13 protein-coding genes and 1 tRNA gene are annotated in these 15203 nt (G+C 70.0%); 6 read left to right on the top strand and 8 right to left on the bottom strand.

The window, feature by feature from the left end; translation table 11 throughout:
- Positions 1-119: 119 nt before the first annotated feature.
- The 3 genes from ABH915_RS18995 (at position 120) to ABH915_RS18985 (ending at position 1779) form a co-directional block, all read left to right on the top strand.
- Positions 120-425, top strand: a complete 306-nt coding sequence (locus tag ABH915_RS18995) for a hypothetical protein (protein ID WP_370124274.1) — start codon at positions 120-122, stop codon at positions 423-425.
- 59 nt (positions 426-484) lie between these two features.
- Positions 485-802 (top strand): hypothetical protein, encoded by a 318-nt coding sequence (locus ABH915_RS18990; RefSeq protein ID WP_370124272.1) that lies wholly within the window; start codon positions 485-487, stop codon positions 800-802.
- 215 nt (positions 803-1017) lie between these two features.
- Positions 1018-1779, top strand: a complete 762-nt coding sequence (locus ABH915_RS18985; RefSeq protein ID WP_370124270.1) for an SDR family oxidoreductase — start codon at positions 1018-1020, stop codon at positions 1777-1779.
- Between the two features lie 75 nt (positions 1780-1854).
- Here ABH915_RS18985 and ABH915_RS18980 read toward each other — a convergent pair whose 3' ends face one another.
- From ABH915_RS18980 to ABH915_RS18970, 3 genes are all read right to left on the bottom strand, one after another.
- Positions 1855-2274: a sterol carrier family protein gene (locus ABH915_RS18980; RefSeq protein WP_370124268.1), complete on the bottom strand. Its 420-nt coding sequence runs from the start codon at positions 2272-2274 to the stop codon at positions 1855-1857.
- 121 nt (positions 2275-2395) lie between these two features.
- Positions 2396-3412 (bottom strand): asparaginase, encoded by a 1017-nt coding sequence (locus tag ABH915_RS18975; RefSeq protein ID WP_018776171.1) that lies wholly within the window; start codon positions 3410-3412, stop codon positions 2396-2398.
- A gap of 36 nt (positions 3413-3448) precedes the next feature.
- Positions 3449-5038: a molybdopterin-dependent oxidoreductase gene (locus ABH915_RS18970; RefSeq protein WP_370124266.1), complete on the bottom strand. Its 1590-nt coding sequence runs from the start codon at positions 5036-5038 to the stop codon at positions 3449-3451.
- A gap of 697 nt (positions 5039-5735) precedes the next feature.
- On the opposite strand from ABH915_RS18970, the gene purD reads away from it, so the two are divergent.
- Both purD and ABH915_RS18960 read left to right on the top strand, forming a co-directional pair.
- On the top strand, positions 5736-7046 hold the full coding sequence (gene purD / locus ABH915_RS18965) for a phosphoribosylamine--glycine ligase (protein ID WP_018776169.1): 1311 nt from the start codon (positions 5736-5738) through the stop codon (positions 7044-7046).
- Positions 7043-8044, top strand: coding sequence for a phosphoribosylaminoimidazolesuccinocarboxamide synthase (locus ABH915_RS18960; protein WP_370124264.1), 1002 nt, complete (start codon positions 7043-7045; stop codon positions 8042-8044). The genes purD and ABH915_RS18960 overlap by 4 nt, the downstream gene beginning before the upstream one ends.
- Positions 8045-8086: 42 nt before the next feature.
- Here ABH915_RS18960 and ABH915_RS18955 read toward each other — a convergent pair whose 3' ends face one another.
- Positions 8087-9352: a helix-turn-helix transcriptional regulator gene (locus tag ABH915_RS18955; RefSeq protein WP_018776167.1), complete on the bottom strand. Its 1266-nt coding sequence runs from the start codon at positions 9350-9352 to the stop codon at positions 8087-8089.
- Between the two features lie 130 nt (positions 9353-9482).
- Between ABH915_RS18955 and ABH915_RS18950 the strand changes: the two genes are divergently transcribed.
- A complete protein-coding gene (locus ABH915_RS18950) occupies positions 9483-9701 on the top strand; it encodes a hypothetical protein (protein ID WP_018776166.1) in 219 nt (72 codons plus the stop codon).
- Between the two features lie 235 nt (positions 9702-9936).
- Here the strand turns inward: ABH915_RS18950 and ABH915_RS18945 are convergent.
- The 4 genes from ABH915_RS18945 to ABH915_RS18930 form a co-directional block, all read right to left on the bottom strand.
- Positions 9937-10013: transfer RNA gene (locus ABH915_RS18945), tRNA-Pro, on the bottom strand.
- Between the two features lie 129 nt (positions 10014-10142).
- Positions 10143-12011 carry an ABC transporter ATP-binding protein gene (locus ABH915_RS18940; protein WP_370124261.1) on the bottom strand — a complete coding sequence of 623 codons (1869 nt, stop codon included), beginning with the start codon at positions 12009-12011 and terminating at the stop codon, positions 10143-10145.
- Positions 12008-13831 carry an ABC transporter ATP-binding protein gene (locus ABH915_RS18935; RefSeq protein WP_018776164.1) on the bottom strand — a complete coding sequence of 608 codons (1824 nt, stop codon included), beginning with the start codon at positions 13829-13831 and terminating at the stop codon, positions 12008-12010. Before ABH915_RS18935 ends, ABH915_RS18940 begins: the two co-directional genes overlap by 4 nt.
- A gap of 421 nt (positions 13832-14252) precedes the next feature.
- Entirely contained in the window at positions 14253-15200 is a 948-nt protein-coding gene (locus ABH915_RS18930; RefSeq protein WP_370124259.1) for a metallophosphoesterase, read from the bottom strand.
- Positions 15201-15203 lie beyond the last annotated feature (3 nt).

The raw sequence follows: 15203 nt of genomic DNA, 5'->3' as shown, positions 1-15203 counted from the left end.
GCGGCCCCGCCACCGGCCGCGGCGACCGCCGGCGGGACCTTCAGCACTTTCCCCGCACCGTAAAATAAGTACACTTACTAATATCCCGGCGGGGGATACGAGGGAATGAGGAGTGTGCAATGGCGGGGTATTTTGAGCTCGTGGACGCGCCCGACGGCGGCTACCGCATTCGGATGATGGACGGGGCAGGGCAGCTGCTGGCGGTTTCCGTGACGTTTCCCACCAAGAAAGCGGCCGTGGCCGGCGTGGCCCAGGCGAGGGAGATCGCCGGAACCGGCCTGATCAGGGACCGCAGCGCCGATGGACGGCCCGCCGTGCCCGGCTCGTCCGCCCGGGTGATCAGGGGGCGGCGCGGCGGCGCCGGGCGCTCAAACTCCGCCTTGGGCAGCTCGCTGGCGGGCAAGAGGGCGCAGGCCCGTACCTGATCCTCGGGGCGGCAGTGTCCCCTGCGGGGTTCCCCGCGCCGAGCGGTTACAGTATGGCCATGGAGCAGCGGGGGAATCGGAACACCGGCCGTGCACGGAAGAATCTGCTCGGCCGTGTGGCGGTGCCGCTCGCTGCCGCGGCCATGCTGGTGGCCGGCCTGGTTTTCCTCGCCCAGCCTGTGCCGCAGGAGGACTTTGGCTGGGTCGCTTATGCTCCGCTGCCGACGGGGCCCGTCGTGCTGCAGGGGCTCATGATCATGGGCCCGTGGACCTGGGCAGGGGTCGCGCTGATCGGCATCGGGTTGCTCCTGCTGGCGTTCTGGTCCGGCTACCGCACCGGCCGGCAGGCCCGGGACCGCGGCGACGACTCCCGCTAGGCGGCTGCCGCCTGGCCGTCCGTCGGTTGGCCGGCCGCGCCGCACCGGCTGCAGCCGCGAGCCCGCTCTGCCGGTGCCCCGCTCTGCCGCCAGCCCGCTCCGCCGCCGCCCCGAGGAGAGCGTTCGCGGCGGTCCGGGCGCGAAACACTGCCGCGATGTGCCGTCTCGGCGGTACGCTGGCCGGGCAGCGCCTAACCGTCGAGGAGGAGGACCTCATGAGCCAGCACCACACCCCCGGAAGGGTCGCCGTCGTCACCGGAGCCGGTTCCGGCATCGGACGTGCGGTGGCCCGCCTCATGCTGGCCGAGGGCTACCGGGTGGTCCTGGCGGGGCGGCGGGAAGAACCGCTCCGCGAGACCGCGGCCGGCCACCGCCAGGCGCTCGCGGTCCCGTGCGATGTCACCGTCCCCGCCGACGTCGAGCGGCTCTTCGCCGCGGCGCTGCGTCAGTGGGAACGGGTGGACGTGCTCTTCAACAACGCCGGCGTGTTCGGCCCCGCCGCCTCGGTGGACGAGATCACCCTGGAGGACTGGGACGCGACCGTTGCCGTGAACCTCACAGGATCCCTCCTCTGCGCCGCTGCCGCGGTCCGGGCCATGAAGGCCCAGTCGCCCCAGGGTGGGCGGATCATCAACAACGGTTCGGTCGCGGCGCATTCGCCCCGGCCGCGGACGGTGGCCTACACGGTGACCAAGCACGCGATCACGGGACTGACCAAAAGCATTGACCTGGACGGGCGCGGGTTCGGCATCAGCTGTGGACAGATCGACATCGGCAATGCGGCGACGGATCTCATGGAGGAGATCGGCGTCGGCTCCGGGGCAGCCCAGGCAGACGGCAGCCTGCGGGCCGAGCCGACATTTGCGGTGCAGGACGCGGCGCGGGCCGTGCTGCTGATGGCCGGGATGCCGGCGTCGGCCAACGTGGGATCCCTCGTGGTGACAGCTGCGGGCATGCCGTTCATCGGGCGCGGCTGAGGCGCGGGCCCGTCTGGTGGGTCCTGCCGGTGGGTTCTGCCGGACTCGGCATCCGGACGCCGCATCCGGGGGTTGCTAGAGGGGCAGGAGGGCGGACAGGTCCGCGCGCAGTCCCGAGGCGGCAACACGGCCGGCCGCGACGGCGTCGGCCCAGCTCAATCGTCCGCTGACCATCGCCAGCCAGGTGTCGGCGTCGCACTCGATGACGTTTGGCGGGGTGCCGCGCGTGTGCCGCGGGCCCTCCACGCACTGAGTGACGCCGAACGGCGGGACGCGCACCTCCACGGAGTTCCCGGGCGCCCGCGCGGTGACTTCCTCCAGGCAGTAGCGCACCGCCGTCGCGATCGTGGTGCGCGGGACCGCGCCGGGTCCTGCAGGGCCGGGGACCCCGGGGGCCTGTACGCCGGTTCCCGGCGCGGGCGCGGTGGCGTCCTGCCATGCGGCGAGTGCCGCGCGGCCCTCGTCCACGGCAATGCGACGGCGCGATACAGCCACTTTCCTGCCTCCAGCCTGGCGATGTGACGGCCGCCGTTTCGGTGGCCTCAGTCCAGCCTATGCCACAGGCCGCGGTGGTCCCGAAGCCGGCGCCGTCCGCCCTCCGGCTGGGGTATGACTCCTAGTCCAGCAGTGCCGCGACGGCCCGCCCGAGCCGGATCTTGCCGACCGGGCGTCCCCCGCCCAGTACCGGGTCCACAACCTTGTCCAGGACGCTGGACACTTCAGGGATTTCGACGGCGCCGGAGGCCGCGAGGAGCGTCAGCCCCACCAGCGTGGTGGCCCGGATGTTGCCGTCGAGCATCTTGATGGCAACCGAGACGCCCTGGCGGGTGGCCATGACCAGCACGCCCTCGGCGCCGATCTTGGCCAGGATGCCGAGTTCGTCCATGACGATCGTGTTGGCCTGCCCGCGGCCCTGGACGGCCCACGGGTAGTCCAGCATGGATGTGGCAATCGTGGCGGCCCGCGCGTTCGAGTTCTTGTCGCCCGGGGCCTTGGCCAGCTTCGAGTAGGCCCGGGCGAGGCCGATCAGGGAGACGGCGGCAACGGGCGCGCCGCAGCCGTCGATGCCCAGGTGGGTGATGCGTTCGCCGCAGTATTCCTCGATCACGGAGCGGATGCGCTGCTGCAGCGGGTGGTTGGGTTCGAGGTAGCTGTTCTTGTCCCAGCCGTTCTCCGTGCACGCCCACAGGAACGCGGCGTGCTTGCCCGAGCAGTTGAAGGCCAGCCGGGACTTGCCGCGCTCGGTCTGGACGAGCCAGTTCCGGGCGGTCTCATCCTGGGGCCAGTCGGCCGGGCACTGCAGCTGGTCTTCCTTGGCCCCGGCCGCCTTGAGCATGCCCTCGACCACGTCCATGTGGTCCAGGGATCCGACGTGGCTGCCGCACGCGATGGCCACCTGGGCGCCCCGCAGGGGCACGCCGGACTGCATCGAGGCCAGGGCCTGCAACGGTTTGAGCGTGGACCGGGCAAAGATCGGGGCGTTCACGTCGCCGAGCTCGACCACTACTGTCCCGTCCGCGGCCAGCACCACGGCCGAGCCGATGTGGCGGGACTCCACGAAGCCGCTGCGTTCGATGACTGCCAGTTCGACGGCGGAGTCGACTGTGAAAGTTGCATGCGGGTTCAAAGCCATGCTGCAAGTCTATGGTGCCCGGTGCTGATACCCCGGTTATTCCACGGTCACCATCACCGACTGCCAGCCGGAGGCGCCGTCCGGGACCGGATCCGCCCGCTTGTCCGTCTGGACCTCGCCGGTGCCGTCCGTGGCACGGACCTTGAGGTAGTGCGGGCCCGGCGTGGCCTCCCAGTCCAGGGACCACTGCCGCCACGTGATGAGGGAGGCCTCGTCGGAGAGTACTGCCTCGGTCCAGGGCCCGCTGTCGATCTGCACCTCGACCTTGGTGATCCCGCGGGTCTGGGCCCACGCGGTGCCGCCGATGGCGACCTTTCCGGCGGGGACCTTGGCGAAGGACTTCGGCACCTCGATCCGGGCCATGGTCTTGATCGGGCCGCGTTCGGACCAGCCGCGCTGGGTCCAGTAGGCCGTGCTGTCCGCGAACCGGGTCACCTCCAGGTCCACCACCCACTTGGTGGCGGAGACGAAGCCGTACAGCCCGGGAACCACCATCCGCACCGGGTAGCCGTGTTCGAGCGGGAGCGCCTCGCCGTTCATGCCGATTGCCAGCATCGCGTCGCGGTCGTCCTGGAGGACCTCCAGGGGCGTGGAGGCGCTGAAGCCGTCAATCGAGGTGGAGAGCACCATGTCCGCGCCCTGCGTGGGGCGGGCCAGCTTCAGAGCGTCGCGGATGGGCATGCCCAGCCATTTGGCGTTGCCGGCCAGGTTGCCGCCGACCGGGTTGGACACGCAGGTCAGGGACACGTGGGATTCGATGAGCTGGGCGTCGAGGAGGTCCTGGAAGGTGAGCCGGACCTCCTGTTCCACGAGGCCGTGGATGCGCAGTTCCCAGTCCTGGGCGTTGACCTCCGGCACACTCAGGGCCGTGTCGATCCGGTAGAAGTCCTTGTTCGGGGTCAGCCACGGCGTGACGCCCGGCGCCTTGGACTGCACCCCGGCCGGGACCGCGGGGGCGGCCTTGGCGGGCGCGGGCAGCTGCAGCGACTCGCGGGCCGCGGCCACGTTGCTGCGGGCCGCGCTCAGCAGCCGTCCGCCGGTGGCGGCCACGGCCGAGGCGGCCGCGGTGATGCCGGCGGCGGCGAAGAACCCGCGCCGGGTGGTCGCCGGGCGCTCGGGTTCCTTCGCGGCGAGGTCCGCGGCCCGGTCCGGCCATTCCTGCATCCGCCACAGCCGGGTGATCAGGAACCGCAGCACCACCAGCCCGGCGACGGTGCCGATCAGGGAGGGAATGGCATCGACCGGCTTGACGCTGGCCCGCGTCACCACGCTGCCGACGATCACGGCGCCCATCAGCACCACGCCGGCCACACCCAGGGCCCACTTCCGGTACGCCACGATGCCGAGCACGCACGCCAGGAGCAGGATCGTGACGGCCATGCCGGCGAACAGTGCGGCCTTGTCGTTGGTGCCGAACGTGGCAATCGCGAAATCCTTCATCCACGGCGGCGTGAAGTCGATGAACGTGGAGCCCAGCGCGATGACGGGTGTGGCCCGCGCGGTGAAGAACGCCCCGATCAGTTCCGCGACGGACAGGACGACGGCGGCCGCAGCCACTCCGGCCACCGCGGCCAGGGCTGTGGCGCCGCGGGACCGCTTGCTGGGCTTCATGCTGGGTTTGGTCATACAGGCCATTCGTAGCCGCGGGCCCGGCGGATTGTCCGGCGCCGGGTCCGGTCCTCCGGCCGGTGGGCATGCCCTCCGGCCGGACCCGGGAGTGGACATGCCCCGCGGTCCACGGGACATGCCCAGTCTTGGAACCTGGGCGTGGGCATGTTCTCCAGCGCCAGGGGACATGTCCAGCCTTGGGACCCGGGCGTGGGCATGGTGGCATTGTGCCCAATGGCCGAGGCCGGGACTGGACATGTCCCGGGGATTTGCCCGGCGCCCGTGGGTGCCGCGCTGCGGACCCACATGCGGTCCCGGGGCTAGTGCCTGGGTCTGTTCGACGCGGCCGGGGGACATATCCCGCCGTAACTTGGCGGGTGCAACATGTTCCCCGGGCCCAGGAGGACATGTCCAGCCTTGGCATTCCGGCAGGGGCATGTTCGCCCGCAACACGGGACATGTCCAGCCCTGGCGCCCAGGCGTGGGCATGGTGGCATTGTGCCCAGTGGCCGCGCCCGGGACTGGGCATGTCCCGCGGGTTGCCCCTGCGCCTGCGCCCGCGAGTGCCGAGCCTGCCGGTTGCCCCTGCGTCCGGGACTGGACATGTCCCGCGGGTTGCAACTGCGCCCGCGAGTGACCGGCCGCGAAATTGAGCATGTCCAGCGGCCGACACAGCTTAGGAGCCTGCGGGGTGCACCACGTACCCTTGGAGACTGTGAAGGTACTTGTCATAGGCCCCGGCGGCCGCGAACACGCCATTGTCCGATCCTTGCTTGCAGACCCCAACGTTTCCGAGGTCCACGCGGCCCCGGGCAACGCCGGGATCAGTGCGCTGGTCCCCACATATGCGATCGACGCGAACGATCCCGACGCCGTCGCCGCGCTGGCCGTCAAGCTCACCGTGGACCTGGTGGTGGTCGGTCCGGAGGCGCCCCTCGCCGCGGGCGTGTCCGACGCCGTCCGCGCTGCCGGCATCCCGGTCTTCGGCCCCAGCAAGGCCGCGGCCCAGCTGGAAGCGTCCAAGGCCTTCGCCAAGGAAGTCATGGCCGAGGCCGGCGTGCCCACCGCAATGGCCCGCGTTGCCTCCAACGCCGGGGAAGCCGCCGACGCCCTCGATACCTTCGGCGCCCCCTACGTCGTCAAGGACGACGGGCTCGCCGCCGGCAAGGGCGTCGTGGTCACCTCCAACCGCGACGAGGCCCTGGCGCACGCCCAGACCTGCTTCGACGCGGGCGGCACCGTGGTGATCGAGGAGTTCCTGGACGGACCCGAGGTCTCCGTGTTCGTCCTTTGCGACGGCACCAACACCGTGGCCCTGTCCCCGGCGCAGGACTTCAAGCGCATCTTCGACAACGACGAAGGCCCCAACACCGGCGGCATGGGCGCGTACACACCCCTGGAATGGGCCCCCGAAGGCCTTGTGCAGGAAGTGATCGACCGCATCGCCCAGCCCACCGTTAACCAGATGGCGCACCGCGGCACCCCGTTCGTCGGCGTCCTCTTCGTCGGCCTCGCCCTGACCTCGCGCGGGACGAGGGTCATCGAGTTCAACGTCCGGTTCGGCGATCCCGAAACCCAGGCCGTCCTCGCCCGGCTCAAGACGCCCCTCGGCGGGCTGCTCATGGCTGCCGCCAAGGGCGAACTGGACAAGGTGCAGCCGCTGCGCTGGTCCAAGGACACGGCCGTCGCCGTCGTCGTGGCTGCCGAAAACTACCCTGACACCCCGCGGACCGGTGACCGCATCCGGGGCCTGAAGAAGGTCGACGCCCTGGACGGCGTCCACGTGATCCACGCCGGCACCAAGCTCGACGGCGAAGGCAAGGTCGTCTCCGCCGGCGGCCGCGTCCTGGCGGTTGTGGCGCTGGGTACGGACCTCGTAGAGGCCCGGGAACGGGCGTACGACGGCGTCGAGCTCGTCCAGCTGGACGGCAGCCAGTTCCGCACCGACATCGGCGGCAAGGCCGCCCGCGGCCAGATCCGGGTAGCCGCGCCGGGAACCCCGGCCGCGTCGAAAGCGAAGGCATGAACGTGACCGAACCCGCAGCGCCGGCGCCCGGCACCCAGCCCGAGACCACGCCCGAGACCGCGCCTGAGACCCGGCCCAAGGGCGGGCTCGACACCGCCACGCAGGACCTGCCGGGCTGGCGGCACGTCTACTCCGGCAAGGTCCGCGACCTCTACGTCCCCGCGGACCCCGCCGTCACCGAGCGCTTCGGCCAGGACTGTGTCCTGGTGGTTGCCAGCGACCGGATCAGCGCGTTCGACCACGTCCTGGCCAGCGAGATCCCGGACAAGGGCCGCATCCTGACCCAGCTGAGCCTGTGGTGGTTCGACCAGCTCGGCGTCGCCCACCACGTCCTCGCCTCCACGGCCGACGGCGGTGTTCCCGCCGCCGTCGAGGGCCGGGCGATGATCTGCAAGAAGCTGGACATGTTCCCGGTCGAATGCATCGCCCGCGGCTATCTCACCGGCACCGGGCTCGCGGAGTACCGCGAGTCGGGCACCGTGTGCAGCATCCCGCTGCCCGCCGGCCTGGTTGACGGGTCGCGGCTGCAGGAGGCGATCTTCACGCCGTCGGCCAAGGCCGAGGTGGGCGAGCACGACGAGAACATCACCTACGACGCCGTCGTGGGCCTCGTCGGTGCGGACGTCGCGGCGGATTTGAGCAGGCTGACCCTGGAGATCTACACCAGGGCCGAGGAAATCGCGCGCGGCCGCGGCATCATCCTGGCCGACACCAAGGTGGAGTTCGGCCTGGACGCGGCGACCGGCGTCATTACCCTGGGCGACGAGGTGCTGACCCCGGATTCCTCACGGTTCTGGGACGCGGCCACGTACCAGCCCGGGCAGGCGCAGCCGTCCTACGACAAGCAGTATGTGCGCGACTGGCTGACGTCGCCGGCATCGGGCTGGGACAAGGCCTCCGACACGCCCCCGCCCGTCCTTCCGGCCGACGTCGTGGCGCGCACGCGCAGCCGCTACGTGGAGGCCTACGAGAAGCTCACCGGCCGGACGTTCGCCTAGCCCGGGCGCACCCGGTCCGGGCTGCACCCGGTCCGGGCGGGGCTAGGCTTCCGCGGAAGCGGCCTCGGCCCGGCGCTGGGCGAGCTTGATCTCGAGCACGGCGTCCAGGGCCTGCTGGACCCGGTCCGAGGCGCCCGCCGCGCTGAACTCCTTTTGGGCTTCCTCAAGATACACCAGGGCCTCCGCGGACTCCCCGGCAGCCTTAAGCGCCTTCCCCAGCAGCAGGGAGACCTCGCCGGCGGTGTGCCGGGCCAGTGCCTCCCGCTCGGCATGGATCTCGCGCAGTTTCTGGACGGCGGCCACGATGTCGCCGGTGAGGTAGAGCCAGCGGGCCCGGATGAAGGCGACCTCCAGCTGGTCCGTCTTGTTGCCGCCGACAATCGAGAGGGCCAGCTCGGCGCGCTCGATCGATGACAGCGTCTCGGGCTCGACGATTCCCGAGGACAGGCGGACGGCGGCGGAGGCCTTGTTGAACCGGGCCCACAGGTCGATGTCGTTGGCCGGGGAGAGCAGCCGGCCGGCCCGTTCGTGGTATTTGATCCCCTCGGGGTAGTCGTGGCGCATGAAGGCGACGTTGCCGATCACCCAGGCCACCTCGCCGGCGAGCTGGGACATTGAGTGGTCGTCCATCTGGTCGTTCATCGCCTGGCAGTACTCCCAGGCTTCATCGAGCCGGCCGCTCTCAGCCAGGGCGCCGATCAGGGCGCGGAGGGCGCCGATGATCATGGTGGAGCCCTTGGGCAGCTCTGCGCAGAGCCGCACCGCTTCCTGCGCATGCTCGACGGCGGCGGTCAGCTGGCCCTGGCCCTGCGAGGCTGCGGCGAGCATCTGCTGGGCCCGGACGCCGAGCCCGGCCGACTCCGCGGCCATCGGGTGCTCCAGGAGATTCTGGACTACGTCCTTGCACTCCTGCCAGAGGCCCTGCTTGATCAGACACTCGGCCTGCATATAGGTCATGTTCCACCACGCGCTGGTGTTCCTGGCCTCCAGGGCGATCTTGGCGGCGGCGGCGGCGTGGGTGGCGGCCACGGGGTAGTCCCGGAGGTCCCAGGCCTGCCGGGCATACAGCCCAGCGAGCACGTATTCGGCGTCGCTGGTGGACACCGGCTGGCTCCAGGCCTCGAGCGCTTTGGGGGCAAGTTCAAGCCGGTGGGCCAGCTCTTCGATGACGTCGGCCGTCGGCTCGCGGCGCCCGGTTTCCAACAGAGAGATGTAGCTGGGGGAGTACAGGTCGCGGCCCAGCTCCGCTTGCGTCAGGCCCCGTTCGAGCCGTTCCGCGCGGAGCTTCTCCCCAAATCCGTTCCCCACGGATACCTCCTAATTCCGGACATTCTTTGTACTAAATGCTTGACAGTCTCTGTGGAAACCATTTTACAATGTGTGTCAACAAGGGTAGTACTGACTTGGTTAAGGACCCCAACGCATATTGAGGAACTCTATGTTGAAGAAGATTGCAGCCGGCGCCGTCTTGGCGGGCGCACTGGCATTCTCCGCCGCGGCCCCGGCCGTGCTGTCCGCTGCTTCACTGACCGATGTCTCAGACGTTGCCGCCGTCGGCAACTGGCCCGACCCCATGCGCACGGCCCAGGCGGTGGGCAACTGGCCCGACCCCATGACCCACTCGCTGAACGTCGGCAACTGGCCCGACCCGATGTAACAGCCCCGGCATAGCGGGCCTGGCGCAGCAACGGCCGGCTGCCTGCGAATGTCCGGCACAGCCCCGGGGGATTGACTCCCGGGGCTGTGCTGTGTCCGGGGCGGAGTTGTGTCCGGGGCGCCCCGCGCCGGGAAATTCGCCGCCGGGAGACGCGCCGGTGACGCCCTGAAATCGTGCCGGACATGCAGCGGACATACAAAAGAGGACCCTCCGTGTGGAGGGCCCTCTTTGTGTTTGGTCGGGATGACAGGATTTGAACCTGCGACCTCGTCGTCCCGAACGACGCGCGCTACCAAGCTGCGCCACATCCCGATCCGCTGCTTCAAAAGCAACTTCACAAGAGTATCCGATCATGGCCCCGGATGTGAAATCGGGGCGTCGGCCGGGACGCGTCCCGCCGTCGTCCCGGCCCGGATGCCGACCGGTCTCGGCAGGAGCTGTTCAGACCAGCGAGTCTTTCCAGGCGCCGTGGAGCCGGGCGAAGGCGCCGCCGTCGCCGATCAGCTGCTCCGGGGTGCCGTCCTCGACGACGCGTCCGTCGTGCACCACCAGGACCCGGTCCGCCGTCTCCACGGTGGAGAGCCGGTGGGCAATGATCAGCGCTGTCCGCCCGGCGGGGGCCGCGGCGGGCTGGCCGCCGGTCGCCTGCTGGCCGGCCTCCCGGGTGCCCTGCAGCAGCCCTGCCAGGCCCTGCTGGACCATGCGCTCCGACGGGATGTCCAGCGAGGACGTGGCCTCGTCCAGGATCAGGACGGCCGGGCGGGCCAGGAAGGCGCGGGCGAAGCTGATCAGCTGGCGCTGCCCTGCGGAGACGCGGCCGCCGCGCTTGTTGACGTCGGTGTCGTAGCCGTCCGGAAGTTCCATGATGAAGGCGTGCGCCCCCACCGCCCTGGCCGCGTCCTCGATCTCCCTGCGCGAGGCTTCGGGCCGGCCCAGGGCGATGTTGTCCGCCACGGAACCGCTGAACAGGAAGGCCTCCTGGGTGACCATGACGACATTCCGGCGCAGGTCCTCGGTGCTGAGCTGGCGCAGGTCCACGCCGTCGAGAGTCAGGGACCCGGCCGAGACGTCGTAGAAGCGGGCAATCAGCTTCGCAAGGGTGGATTTGCCGGCCCCGGTCTGCCCGACGAGCGCGACCGTCTGGCCGGCGGGGATGTGCAGGTCCAGGCGCGGGATGACGACCGGGCCCTCGCCGTAGCGGAATTCGACGCCGTTGAAGTCGATGCTGCCCCGCGCGTGGGGCAGGGCCGCGGGTGTTTTCGGCGGCCGCACCGTGGGGACCTCCTCGAGCAGGCCCGAGACCTTTTCCAGGGCCGCCTGGGCACTTTGGAAGGAGTTGTAGAACATCGCCATCTGGTCCACCGGCTGGAAGAAGCGCTTGGCGGACAGGATCAGGGCCAGGAGGACGCCCACCTCCAGGTCGCCGCTAAGGACCCGGAAACCGCCGGTGAGCAGCACGAGAGCCACGCACACGTTCCCGATCAGCACCAGCCCCGGCTGGAAGATGCCGTTGAGGTTGATGGAGCGGACGGTCGCGCGCCGGTAGTCCTCCGACAGTCCGGCGTAGCGCGCGGCATTCTCGCGTTCCTTCCGGAAGGCCTTCACGGCGCGGATCCCGGTCATGGTCTCGACGAAGTGCACGATCAGCCGGGCCGAGACCACCCGGGATTCGCGGAAGGCGATCTGGGAGTGCTTCTGGTACCAGCGGGCCAGGAAGTACATCGGCACGCCGGCGGCCAGCACCAGCACGCCGCTGCGCCAGTCCAGGGCGAACACGGTCACGGCGGTGAAGGCCATGAACAGTGTTCCCGAGGCCAGCGAGCTCACGCCGGAATCCAGGAGTTCGCGCAGGGCCTCCAGGTCCGAAGTCTGCCGGGCGATGATGCGCCCGGAGGTGTATTTCTCGTGGAATTCCAGGCTCAGCCGCTGCGTGTGGCGGAAGACCCGGACCCGGAGGTCCAGCAGCATCGCCTGGCTGAGCCGCGCCGTCGACGTCACGTACAGGGCCGTCAGGCCGGCCGCCACGACGGCCGCGGCAAGGTAGGCGACGCCGGCGAGCACCAGGGGAAGGCTGTTGCCGGCGCGCACGGCGGGCAGGGCGTGGTCGATGCCGAATGCGATCAGCGCCGGCCCGGCCACGCGGGCGGCCTGGGACAGGACGACGGCGCCGATCGTCAGCCAGAACCGGGCCCGGACGGGACGGATCAGGGAGCCCAGGAGGGTCAGGGAACGCCGCCGGACGGCCTTGCTTTCGTTCCTGCTGAGGTGCGCGTTGTCCTCATTGGCGGTGCCGAACGTGGCGCTGCTCATCGGGAAATCTCCTCGGACTGGTCCTCGAGGGCGGACAATTCTGAATCCAGGTCCCGCGGTTCCGGGTCCAGGCTGGCGATCACGTAGCGGTAATGGCTGTTCTTGGCGAGCAGTTCCGCATGGGTTCCGACGGCGGCGATCCGGCCGTCCTCGAGCAGGGCCACCCGGTCGGCCAGCGCCACCGTGGAGGGCCGGTGCGCCACGATCAGCGTGGTGGTGTCCGCGAGGACCTTGCGCAGCCGCGCCTCGACGAGCACCTCGGTGTTCACATCCAGCGCCGAGAGCGGATCGTCCAGGACCAGCACGGCCGGTTTCGCGGCGATGGCCCGGGCCAGGGCGATGCGCTGGCGCTGGCCGCCGGAGAGGCTGAGGCCCTCCTCTCCGATCAGGGTATCCACCCCGTCCGGCAGGGAGTAGGCGAAGTGGGCCTGGGCGACGTCGAGGGCTTCTTCCAGGGCCGCGTCGCGGCCTTCCGCCGACCCGGCGTCGGGCGCGCCGAGCAGAACGTTGTCCCGGACGGAGCTGGAGAACAGCGTAGTGTCCTCGAACGCCACCGCGACCACGGTGCGCAGGTCCTCCACGGCGAACTCGCGCAGGTCCACGCCGTCGATGGTGATGGCACCGCCGGTGACGTCATAGAGGCGGGGGACCAGCTGGATCAGGGCGCTTTTGCCGCCGCCCGTGATGCCCACGAGGGCCATGGTTTCGCCGGGGCGGATGTCCAGGGTGATGTCCTTGAGGATCGGCTTGTCCGGCGCGTCCTCGAACGCGAACGAGGCATTGCGGAAGCTGAGGGCACCCTTGAGGCCGGCCGGGCGGCGGGGCTGGTCCGGGCTGGTGATCGTGTTCTGCGCGTCCATGACCTCGAAGTGCCGGTCCACCGCGGACTTCGCGGTGAGGGCCATCGCCAGCAGCATGCCGCAGAACTCGACCGGCGCGGCGACCACGGCGGCGGTGGCGAAGAAGGCCACCAGGGAGCCGATGGAGAGCTGGTCCGTGGATGCCAGCAGGATGCCGACGACGAGGCCGGCGCCGAGGGCGAGCTCAGGCAGGAGCGTCACCACCAGGCTGAAGGTGGCCAGGTGCTTGGCCTTGGCGATCTCGGTCTGCCGGAGTTCCTCGGCCTGTTCGTTGAAATTCTCCAGCGCCTCGCGGCTGCGGCCGAAGGCCTTCAGGACGCGGATGCCGTGCACGGATTCCTCGACCGTGGTGGCGAGGTCCCCGGCCTGGTCCTGGCTGCGGCGGGCCACCTTGCTGAACCGGGTGCGGAAGCGGAATCCGTAGATCATGATCGGCACGGCGGCGGCCAGGAAGATCAGGGCCAGCTGCCAGCTCATGGCAAACATCACCGCGACGCCTATCACCACGGTGAGCGTGGTGACCACCAGCATGATGGCGCCGAAAGCCATCCAGCGGCGCAGGAAGTTCAGGTCCGTCATGGCCCGGGACAGCAGCTGCCCGGAGCCCCAGCGGTCATGGAAGGCGACCGTGAGGTCCTGAAGGTGCCCGTAGAGCGAGACCCGCATCCGGGTCTCGACGGTGGTGGCGGGATTGATGACGAACTGCCGGCGCAGGGCCACGAGGCCCGCCTCGGCGATGCCCAGGACCAGGATTATGAGCGAGGCGGTCCAGACGGCCTCCGCGCTGCCGCCGGGGGTCAGGGACTCGTTGACCAGCACGCGCAGCACCTGCGGGATGGCCAGTGCCATGAGGCTGGCCAGCAGTGCGCAGAGCAGGCCCATGACCAGCCGGGGCAGGATTGGCCTGACGTGCGGGTAGAGACGGCTGATGGAGGTGAAGAATGAACTCTGCTTGGCCATGCCTGCTTCTTAAGACGCCCGTGCATAGATCGCACCGTTGAATGTAGTTTCCTGTAGCAACTACCCTAGGCCATCGGGTGACCGGATTCACACGTTGTTCAGCGCTCCCAGCATCTCGCCCAGTCATTACGATCCGCAATGGGCTACGGGCGGCGGGGGACCCCGGGACATGTCCAGTGGTGGCCCGGAGCCCGGCGGGACATGTCCGGTGGTGGCCGTGGCGGGTGGGCATGTCCGGTGGTGGCGCGGAGCCCGGCGGGACATGTCCGGTGGTGGCCGTGGCGGGTGGGCATTGTGGGTCTATGCCCATTGCTTGCGATCAGGGGAGGGCATGTCCCGTGGGCGCGGGCGCGAGGGGAGGGCATGTCCACCCGCCGGACCGCAGGACGGGGAGGACGCGCAGGGCGGGCTGCGGCCAGGCCTAGGCGCGGGAGGTCAGTGTGAGCAGAACGGCTTCGGGCCGGCAGGCGATGCGGACCGGGGCGAAGCGGGACGTGCCGATGCCGCCCGAGACGTTCACCGGCGTCGTCCTGCCGTTGCTTTCCCAGGTGTGCAGCCCCCGGGCCCGCCAGGTGGGCAGGTCGCAGTTGGTGACCAGTGCCCCGTAGCCCGGGACGCAGATCTGGCCGCCGTGGGTGTGGCCGGCCAGGAGGAGATGGGCGCCGGCTTCGGTGAAGTGGTCCAGGACGCGCTGGTAGGGTGCGTGAGCGACGGCGATGCGCAGGTGCGGGTCGGCGTCCCGGCCCTTGGTGCCGCGCGGCCAGCCCGCGTACCGTTCCAGGCGCAGGTGGGGGTCGTCGACACCGGAGAAATCGAAGCGCATGCCCTTGAGCACAACAGACTGGCAGCGGTTGGTCAGGTCCAGCCAGCCGGACATGCCGAACTCGGAACGCAGCCGGGGCCAGTCGAGTTTTTCCGGGTCTTTGCGCTCGCCCGAAGGCCCGAACAGGTATGAGGCCGGGTTCTTCAAGCTCGGGCCGAAGTAGTCGTTCGAGCCGGGGACGAACACGCCGGGGAATTCCAGCAGGGGGCGCAGGGCCGCCACGAGGGGGTCCACGCCTTTGGCATGGCTGAGGTTGTCGCCCGTGTTGACCACGAGATCCGGCTGCAGCTGCGCCAGGGAGGACAGCCACTGTGCTTTCCGGTGCTGGCCGGGAACGAAGTGGATATCGGACAGGTGCAGTATCCGGAACGGGCCGAACCCGGCCGGCAGGATGGGGAGGGTTTCCTCCCGGAGCACGAACTGGTTCTTCTCCCACAGCCCGTAGCCGGTAGCGGCCGCCCCTGCCGCCGTCCCGATCGCGGCGGTCACGGCAAAGCCGCGTCCGATGCTTCGGACGCGGCTCGCCAGATCATTGCGCAGGGTCATCGG

The sequence above is a fragment of the Arthrobacter sp. MW3 TE3886 genome (genome assembly GCF_041262145.1).
GTDB lineage: Bacteria > Actinomycetota > Actinomycetes > Actinomycetales > Micrococcaceae > Arthrobacter.
This window is presented reverse-complemented; position numbering and strand designations above follow the sequence as displayed.

What these genes read in the sequence shown, in the direction of transcription:
- ABH915_RS18995 (WP_370124274.1), top strand. Translation starts at nt 120, where the DNA reads ATGGCGGGGTATTTTGAGCTCGTGGACGCGCCCGACGGCGGCTACCGC.
- ABH915_RS18970 (WP_370124266.1), bottom strand. Translation starts at nt 5,038, where the DNA reads ATGACCAAACCCAGCATGAAGCCCAGCAAGCGGTCCCGCGGCGCCACA.
- ABH915_RS18985 (WP_370124270.1), top strand. Translation starts at nt 1,018, where the DNA reads ATGAGCCAGCACCACACCCCCGGAAGGGTCGCCGTCGTCACCGGAGCC.
- ABH915_RS18935 (WP_018776164.1), bottom strand. Translation starts at nt 13,831, where the DNA reads ATGGCCAAGCAGAGTTCATTCTTCACCTCCATCAGCCGTCTCTACCCG.
- ABH915_RS18960 (WP_370124264.1), top strand. Translation starts at nt 7,043, where the DNA reads ATGAACGTGACCGAACCCGCAGCGCCGGCGCCCGGCACCCAGCCCGAG.
- ABH915_RS18990 (WP_370124272.1), top strand. Translation starts at nt 485, where the DNA reads ATGGAGCAGCGGGGGAATCGGAACACCGGCCGTGCACGGAAGAATCTG.
- ABH915_RS18975 (WP_018776171.1), bottom strand. Translation starts at nt 3,412, where the DNA reads ATGGCTTTGAACCCGCATGCAACTTTCACAGTCGACTCCGCCGTCGAA.
- ABH915_RS18940 (WP_370124261.1), bottom strand. Translation starts at nt 12,011, where the DNA reads ATGAGCAGCGCCACGTTCGGCACCGCCAATGAGGACAACGCGCACCTC.
- ABH915_RS18950 (WP_018776166.1), top strand. Translation starts at nt 9,483, where the DNA reads ATGTTGAAGAAGATTGCAGCCGGCGCCGTCTTGGCGGGCGCACTGGCA.
- ABH915_RS18930 (WP_370124259.1), bottom strand. Translation starts at nt 15,200, where the DNA reads ATGACCCTGCGCAATGATCTGGCGAGCCGCGTCCGAAGCATCGGACGC.